We start from the raw sequence: 7,972 nt of genomic DNA, 5'->3' as shown, positions 1-7,972 counted from the left end.
CAAACTGTAGGTAGTTTGACGAAAAAAATTACATTTTATGGGGCGGGGATAATAATAACGAAATATATTCCTACAAATATATAAAGTAATTCGAAATAATAACTACGTGTAAGTACGTATTTTTGTTAAAGTTTGAAATGTTCTTGATTTTCTTTGGCCCAGATGAGTAAGGCGTTGGTTTTGGGCTCTAAATTTAATTTTTGAATAATATTACTTCTGTGTTTTTCAACCGTTCTGGGAGAGATAAAAAGCAAATCGGCTATTTCTTTATTGGTTTTATCGTTAGCAATGTATTTTAATATTTTCCTCTCAGATGGAGTGAGGTCAATAAGAAACTGATAAGTATCTGATTTTAATTGAAGCAATTCTTTAATTTTTTTACTAAAATAGGGCCTGTTGTTCAAAACAGCTGAAATACAATTTTCAATTTCTTCAATAGCAAAATCTTTAAGCAGGTAGCCATAAATATTTAACTCTTTAGCTTCAAAATAAAGAGATGCTTCTTTGTGAAAAGTAATAATGATAATCTTGGTTTTAATTTTTTGGATGTCGCAGAGTTTTGCAATTTCGAGTCCGGAGAGTTCTGGCATTTGAATATCGAGAATAGCAATATCGGGTTGGTGCTTTTCTATGAGTTCAAATGCAGTTTTTCCATTGGTGGCACTATCTATAATGGTGTATCCTTTTTCCAAAAGGAAATCATTGAGCCCTTTAAGCAATAGAGGATGATCGTCAGCTGTAATTATGGTTTTGCCTTTCATCAAAAAGGGATTAAAAATTCAAGTGAGGTTCCTTGATTAGGTTGACTGTCAACTTTAATGGTTCCTTTTAATAGTTTAGCGCGTTCATTAAGGGTTTTTAACCCAATGCTTTTCAAATCACTGTATTTTTCAGAAAAATGAAATCCTTTCCCATTGTCTTTAATAGACAAATGGATTTGTTTATGCAGTTTTTTGATCTTGATTTTTACTCCGTTTGCCTGAGAATGTTTTAGGATATTATTGAAACTTTCCTGAACAATCCTGTAAATATTTACCTCTTGTTGAATATTGAAAAGCCCGTCAATATTTTCAATTTCAGAGGTGATAAACAATTCGGTGGATTCATCTATTTGGAAAATAATGTTTTGAATGGCTTTGGTAATACCCAATTCCTGAAGTTGAAAGGGGTGAAGTGCCCGCGAAATGGAGCGAACTTCTTCAATGGCATTTTCAACCAGATTTTTGGTAGTGTCGTCTTTGTTTAAAGCCACTTTGTTTTTAATGAGCAATAAACTTTGCCCAATGCCATCGTGCAGGTCTTTGGATACGCGTTTTCGCTCATCTTCCTGTGCCAAAAGCAGGTCTTGGGCGTATTTTTCATTCATATCCTTTTTATGCTTCAGGTCACGTTGATTTTTATAGAGAAATAGAAGGATAAACCCTAATGTTACCGTAATTCCGCCAAAAACATATTGCCGCCTCATCGAACTGTTTTTTTCTTCAAGTAAGGCGATGCTGCTACGATTTTCCGTAAGTTCTTTTTCCTTTCTTTCGGTTTCATATAAGGTTTGGTAATAAATCAAAGCATTGGTATTAGACTGATTGAATATCGAGTCTTTTAAGCTTGTATGCAGATTTAAATGGGTAAAAGCACTTTCCTTGTCACCCAGCTTTAAATATATTTCAGACAGTGTTTGATGTGTGTTGAGGGTTTCTTCATCCAGGCCAAGGTTCTCCATAACTTCAAGTCTTTCGATTGCTTTTTCTTTGGCCAGAATCCAGTTTTTTGTACTTATATGATATTGAATAGCAGCCATTAAATAAATGGAATTGGCATACCGGTCGTTGGGTATGTTGGGAAGATATTCTTCCGCTTTGGTTAAATACATCTCTGCATTTTCAAGGTCATTGTTCAAAGAGTAATGCTCTGAAAGCGAACTGTAAATGGCTGTATAATTAAAAGTAGGGTTGTTTGCCGAATCGGCAAATGTAAGGGCTTCATTTAGCAATTGATGCCTTTTGTTGTCATTGTCTAATTTTTTGTAATCTATCGATTGGTTGTAAAGGTGGATGCTTAAATATTGGTAAAGGTTCAGTTTTTTGATTTCACTGATGAGTACTTCCCTTTGGTCAATTGCTTTTTCAATAAATCCGTTTTTACTGAACATGATGATTTCTCCACTTCTGGCGTGAAGCATATATTCAGGAATATTTGCTTTTTCGTAATAGTCATACGCCTTTTTATAATCATCACTTGCCTGAACAAACAATCCTTGATTTGAATAGGCCTGCCCCCTGAACAAATAAGCATCAGCTTTGTAGGCGTCGTCTTCTTCACCAAAGATATCAAGTGCTTTGTCGTAATCGTCTATGGCTTTTTGGGTGTCAAATCGCACGTATGCACGGCCTCTTCTCAGGTATAAACCACCTTTTAAAAAATTTTCATTTAATTTTGATTCATATTTAATGGCCTTGTTGATAAGCTGGACAGCGAGTTGCGGGTCGTTTCTGAAAGTAGCAATGGGGTGGGTCGCATTCATCGCCTTTTTGGCAAGGTGCTCATATTCGCCTAAGTTTTCGGCAAGCTCGACATAGCTAAAAGTATAGTCAATAAAATCATTAAAATTGCGCTCCTTCCAGGTGATTCCCAATATAGAATCAATAGCTGCCAGTTTTTGGTGCTGGTCTGTGGTTTTTTCTATAATTTGTTTGTAATAGTCGAAAGTTTCCTGTGATCTGGAAATAGGTGAAAGGACTATAAAGAGAAAAACAAATAATGTTTTTTTCATTGCATAATTTTTTATAAAGGTATTAAAAATTTTATCTGAGAATATTATTGTTTTAAATACAAACAGTTTCTACCATAATCGATTACAGCCCTTCCTTCTTTTAATACATCTGCACCAATTATTCCGTTTACGGCATCGGCTTCTGCAATATGTAGGGCTTTGTTTACATGTGATAAATCAAAGACAACAAAGTCAACCTTTTTTCGGTTCCAATCGCCAATGTTTAAATTATAGGCCTCTGCAATTTGAGTATGCATCCCGATCGCACCTGCCCCTGCGGCTTTAATTTCACTTTCTTTTACTTTAAGCTTAAAATGGCCCACGCTATCCAGCCCAATACAACTGTTTGACGCACCGGTGTCCAAGATAAATGTGCCTTTAATGCCGTTTACTTTAGCAATAACTTCAAAGTGGTTGGAGTTAATTTTTTTAAGGGAAATTCGTTTAAAATTTTTTGACTCTAAAAATTGTCTGAGGCTGTTCACGTCTTTTTTATTTATGTAAAATTCACAGACCATTGATATTGTTTAATTTATATAACTTAGTGATGGTCTTTTTTTTCTTATAGTGTCCATTATGGACTTTCGCAAAGATAACTCAACAAAATCAATTAGTTTTGCATTTATGATTTTGACCGATACCCATACCCATTTGTACAGCAGTCAATTTGCTGAAGACCGAAAGGAAATGATGCAACGCGCTTTTGATTTGAACGTCAAACGCTTTTTTATCCCGGCCATCGACAAAAGCTATGCTGCTGCTATGTTTGATTTGGAAAGGAATTATCCTGAAAACGTTCATTTAATGATGGGATTGCATCCCACATCGGTGAAGGAAAATTATGAAGAAGAGCTCGCTTTTGTGGAAAAGCAATTTTCCGAAAGGGATTTTGTGGCCGTGGGCGAGATTGGCATTGATCTCTATTGGGATAAAAGCACACTTGCCATTCAACAGGATGCTTTCAAAAGGCAAATTCAACTGGCAAAACGAAAAAAACTCCCCATAGTGATTCATTGCAGGGAGTCTTTTGACGAAATATTTGATGTGCTTGAAACTGAAAAAGATGACAAACTTTTTGGTATCTTTCATTGCTTTACGGGAAGCAAGGAACAGGCCGAAAGAGCCATTTCATTCAACATGAAACTGGGCATTGGAGGGGTGGTCACTTTTAAAAACGGAAAAATCGATCAATTTTTAAATGAAATTCCCATAGAGCACATTGTGTTGGAAACCGATTCGCCTTATTTGGCTCCGGTTCCCTTTCGCGGAAAGCGCAATGAAAGCAGTTACCTAATGCTGGTAGCTGAAAAAGTAGCACATATTTATGGAGTTTCGATGGAAGAAGTTGCCGAAATCACCACTCAAAATTCAAAAGACGTTTTTTCTATTTAATATGCCAAAAAAACCAAACATACTTTTAATCTACGCCGGTGGAACCATCGGTATGATCAAGGATTTTGAAACCGGAGCATTAAAGAGTTTTAATTTTGACGAACTTCTGGCTCACATTCCCGAATTAAAACTACTGGACTGCAACATTACTACTTTGAGTTTTGAAAAACCCATTGACAGCTCCAATATGCACCCCAAATATTGGGTACAACTGGCAGAAATCATTGAGGATAACTACACAACAAACGATGGATTTGTGGTTTTACACGGCAGCGATACCATGTCATACACCGCATCGGCATTGAGTTTTATGCTTGAAAACCTGGACAAGCCGGTGATTTTTACCGGTTCGCAGTTGCCCATTGGGGATTTAAGAACAGACGCCAAAGAAAACCTAATCACCAGCATACAGATTGCCGCTTTACGCGAAAACAACAAACCCGTTGTTACTGAAGTTGGCCTTTATTTTGAATATAAATTGTATCGTGCCAATAGAACCACAAAAATCAATGCCGAACATTTTGAAGCTTTTGCTTCGCTCAACTACCCGGAATTAATAGAAAGCGGCGTCCACCTTTCTGTGAATAGAGAAAAACTCTTCAGACAGGCAAGTAAAAGAAAATTTAAAGTTCATCTTGACCTTGAAACCCGTGTATTATTGATCAAACTTTTTCCCGGAATATCTGAAGAAGTGCTCAGCCATATGCTTAATTTAAAAGGGTTGCAAGGCGTGGTTATGGAAACTTACGGCTCCGGAAATGCCACCGATGAAGACTGGTTCATTGATTTGATTGAAAAAACCATACAAAAGGGAATTCCCGTAATCAATGTCACTCAATGCTCAGGCGGAAGTGTTGCTATGGGGCAATATGAAACCAGTATCAGGCTGAAAAAGAAGGGTGTGATTTCGGGAAAAGACATTACCACCGAGGCAGCAATTACCAAACTGATGTACTTGCTGGGGCAGAAAATTTCTTCCAAAGTTTTTAAAACCATCTTTGAAACTTCCTTAAGGGGAGAAATGACATAAAATTAATGTGATATTATTTCACTAAGTAAGATTTTTTTTGTTATTTGGCACGCTGTAAAAACGTTCAACCATATCGGTGGAGTGAGAATAATTAGAGAGGTGGCCGAGTGGTCGAAGGCGCACGCCTGGAAAGTGTGTATACGCCAAAAGCGTATCGAGGGTTCGAATCCCTTCCTCTCTGCAAAATTTTAAATTGTTTTTTAAATAATTATTTTTATATCTTTAAACCCTTAACTAAAAACAAACTTTTAAGTCCATACGCAATGAAAAGATTATTTTCTATTTTAGCAGTTGCAGCAATAGCGCTAACTGTATCAGTTAATGCAAATGCTTACGATGAAATTCAGGTTTTCCCTGAAGACATTCAAACCATCACAGCCACAACCACAACTGCATCATTTCAGGATGCAATGCCTGAGCCTGAAGAGTCTCTGGGGTTTCACCAAGTATTAAAAAACAGGTTTATTGAGGGAGGTCCCGGTTTTATGGGAATCGTTCTTTTGTGTTTGATTCTTGGTCTTGCAATTGCTATTGAAAGAATCATTTATCTTAACCTTTCTACAACAAACACCAAAAAACTGGCCCAGGATGTAGAAGATGCTTTGAGAAGTGGCGGTGTTGAAGCAGCTAAAGAAGTTTGCCGAAATACCAAGGGTCCTGTAGCATCAATCTACTATCAGGGTCTGGACAGGGCAGATGAAAGTATTGATGCTGCTGAAAAAGCAGTTGTTGCTTATGGAGGTGTTCAAATGGGGCAATTAGAGAAAAATGTATCGTGGATTTCCCTGTTTATCGCTCTAGCACCAATGCTTGGGTTCATGGGAACGGTAATCGGTATGATTATTGCCTTCGATAGAATCGAGGCGGCAGGTGATATGCAGCCATCACTGGTAGCGGGAGGTATTAAAGTGGCACTTTTGACAACTGTATTTGGTTTGATTGTGGCAATTATCCTTCAGATTTTCTACAATTATATCATTGCTAAAATCGATAGAATCGTAAATGATATGGAAGATGCATCAATCACGTTGATAGACATCTTAGTAGCACACAAAAACAAATAATAACTTCCATAAATATATATTATGGCTTTACACAAAATAATACGTATTGTAGTATTGATACTGGCTCTTTTAGGGATTGTGTTGCTTGCAACTATCTGGTCAGGAAACAACGGAACAATTTCATTCTACATGAGCATTGCCTATGTGGTTTTAGGATTAGCTATTGCTTTTACGCTCTTGTTTTCATTGGCGCAACTGTTTACAAATAAAGCAACCCTTAAGAAAACATTGATATCTGTTGGTGCTTTCATTTTGATTATCGTAATTTCTTATGCACTTTCAAGTGGTGAAGATGTATACAAACAAGGAGTGCTTATTGTATCTGAAAGCGGTTCAAAATGGGTAGATACTGGTTTAAGAACATTTTATTTTCTGGTGATAATTGCCATTGGTTTAATGTTTATTTCAGGAGTTAAAAAATTAGTTAAAAATTAATTATGGCTAAACGATCAGCACCGGAAGTAAGTGCAGGTTCGATGGCAGATATTGCCTTCTTACTCCTTATCTTCTTTCTGGTTACCACAACCATTGAGACAGATAGTGGAATTACGAGAAGACTTCCTCCAATCGACCCTGACGTACCGGAAATAGATATGAGAAAAAGAAATATTCTCATTGTTTTGGTAAACAAAGATGACCAGTTGCTGGTCAACGATGATCCTTTAGAGTTGAAAAACTTAAGAGAAAGGGCAATGGACTTTCTTGACAATGGTGCTGGCATAGGAGAGGAAGCTTGTGATTACTGTCAAGGTGCAGGCGACCCAACATCTTCCGAAAATCCTGACAAGGCAGTAATCTCGTTACAGAATGACCGATTGACAAGTTATAAAATGTATATCGCTGTTCAAAACGAATTGGTGGCCGCTTATAATGACCTTAGGGAAAGAGAAGCACAGCGTTTGTTTGGCCAATCATATAGGCAAATGGAGAAAAACTTTGCCGATGCCAATTGGAGAGGTGACAAGGACAGGCTAAAAGAGCAACTGGACGTACTTAAAGCCATGTACCCACAAAAACTGTCTGAAGCAGAGCCAAGAAGAAGAGAATAAGAATTTATTTAATTTAAGACTATGTCTAAGTTTAAGAAAAAAACAGGCGGTGGAACACCGGGAATTTCAACAGCATCATTACCCGATATTATATTTATACTATTGTTTTTCTTTATGGTAGTAACTGTTTTGAGACAAACCACTCCATTGATTGAAAATGTTTTACCCTATGCAGATGAAGTTGAAAAACTGGATAAAAAGGATTTGGTGATGTATATCTATGCAGGAAAACCGCTTCCCAGATATCAGGAACAATATGGTACGGAAGGCAGGATCCAACTAAACGATAAATTTGCAGAGGTGAGTGATGTACAAGCTTTCATCGAAGCTGAAAGATCAAGCAAACGTGAGGAATTAATTCCTTTTTTAACAACTGCCCTCAAAGTAGACGGTGAAACCAATATGGGATTGGTTTCAGATATTAAACAAGAATTACGAAAAGTTAACGCTTTGAGAGTAAACTATACAACACGTGATGGTGAAGCTGCGGCAAACCTTCAATAATATCATTTAGGACCTAAAAGTTTGCGCCTTGATAATTTTATCAGGGCGTTTTTTGTTGCTTAAAATAAAGTATCTTAGCATAAACAATTGCATAAAGCATGAAGTGCCCATCGCCAATTATTGAAAACAAACCGAAATGTATATAAGGGCATTACATCGTTCC

9 protein-coding genes and 1 tRNA gene are annotated in these 7,972 nt (G+C 37.0%); 7 read left to right on the top strand and 3 right to left on the bottom strand.

Features of this window, described 5'->3' with window-relative positions; translation table 11 throughout:
- Positions 1-125 precede the first annotated feature (125 nt).
- Genes AC6F75_RS10825 through AC6F75_RS10815 form a run of 3 tightly spaced genes read right to left on the bottom strand, consistent with a single transcriptional unit; the run spans position 126 to position 3,288 of the window.
- Positions 126-761: a response regulator gene (locus tag AC6F75_RS10825; protein ID WP_500715033.1), complete on the bottom strand. Its 636-nt coding sequence runs from the start codon at positions 759-761 to the stop codon at positions 126-128.
- Positions 761-2,770 (bottom strand): ATP-binding protein, encoded by a 2,010-nt coding sequence (locus AC6F75_RS10820; protein ID WP_500715032.1) that lies wholly within the window; start codon positions 2,768-2,770, stop codon positions 761-763. Before AC6F75_RS10820 ends, AC6F75_RS10825 begins: the two co-directional genes overlap by 1 nt.
- A 44-nt stretch (positions 2,771-2,814) precedes the next feature.
- Positions 2,815-3,288, bottom strand: coding sequence for an aspartyl protease family protein (locus AC6F75_RS10815; RefSeq protein WP_500715031.1), 474 nt, complete (start codon positions 3,286-3,288; stop codon positions 2,815-2,817).
- A 106-nt stretch (positions 3,289-3,394) separates the two neighbouring features.
- Between AC6F75_RS10815 and AC6F75_RS10810 the strand changes: the two genes are divergently transcribed.
- The 7 genes from AC6F75_RS10810 to AC6F75_RS10780 all read left to right on the top strand — a co-directional run bounded on the left by AC6F75_RS10810 (position 3,395) and on the right by AC6F75_RS10780 (position 7,809).
- Positions 3,395-4,162 carry a YchF/TatD family DNA exonuclease gene (locus AC6F75_RS10810; RefSeq protein WP_500715034.1) on the top strand — a complete coding sequence of 256 codons (768 nt, stop codon included), beginning with the start codon at positions 3,395-3,397 and terminating at the stop codon, positions 4,160-4,162.
- 1 nt (position 4,163) lies between these two features.
- Positions 4,164-5,192 carry a type I asparaginase gene (locus tag AC6F75_RS10805; RefSeq protein ID WP_500715030.1) on the top strand — a complete coding sequence of 343 codons (1,029 nt, stop codon included), beginning with the start codon at positions 4,164-4,166 and terminating at the stop codon, positions 5,190-5,192.
- 93 nt (positions 5,193-5,285) lie between these two features.
- A tRNA-Ser gene (locus tag AC6F75_RS10800) sits at positions 5,286-5,373 on the top strand.
- An 82-nt stretch (positions 5,374-5,455) separates the two neighbouring features.
- Entirely contained in the window at positions 5,456-6,256 is an 801-nt protein-coding gene (locus AC6F75_RS10795; protein ID WP_500715029.1) for a MotA/TolQ/ExbB proton channel family protein, read from the top strand.
- 21 nt (positions 6,257-6,277) lie between these two features.
- A complete protein-coding gene (locus tag AC6F75_RS10790) occupies positions 6,278-6,691 on the top strand; it encodes a hypothetical protein (RefSeq protein ID WP_500715028.1) in 414 nt (137 codons plus the stop codon).
- Between the two features lie 2 nt (positions 6,692-6,693).
- Positions 6,694-7,305, top strand: coding sequence for a biopolymer transporter ExbD (locus tag AC6F75_RS10785; protein ID WP_500715027.1), 612 nt, complete (start codon positions 6,694-6,696; stop codon positions 7,303-7,305).
- A gap of 21 nt (positions 7,306-7,326) precedes the next feature.
- Entirely contained in the window at positions 7,327-7,809 is a 483-nt protein-coding gene (locus AC6F75_RS10780; RefSeq protein ID WP_500715026.1) for a biopolymer transporter ExbD, read from the top strand.
- Positions 7,810-7,972 lie beyond the last annotated feature (163 nt).

This window comes from Planktosalinus sp., from assembly GCF_059864935.1.
This window is presented reverse-complemented; position numbering and strand designations above follow the sequence as displayed.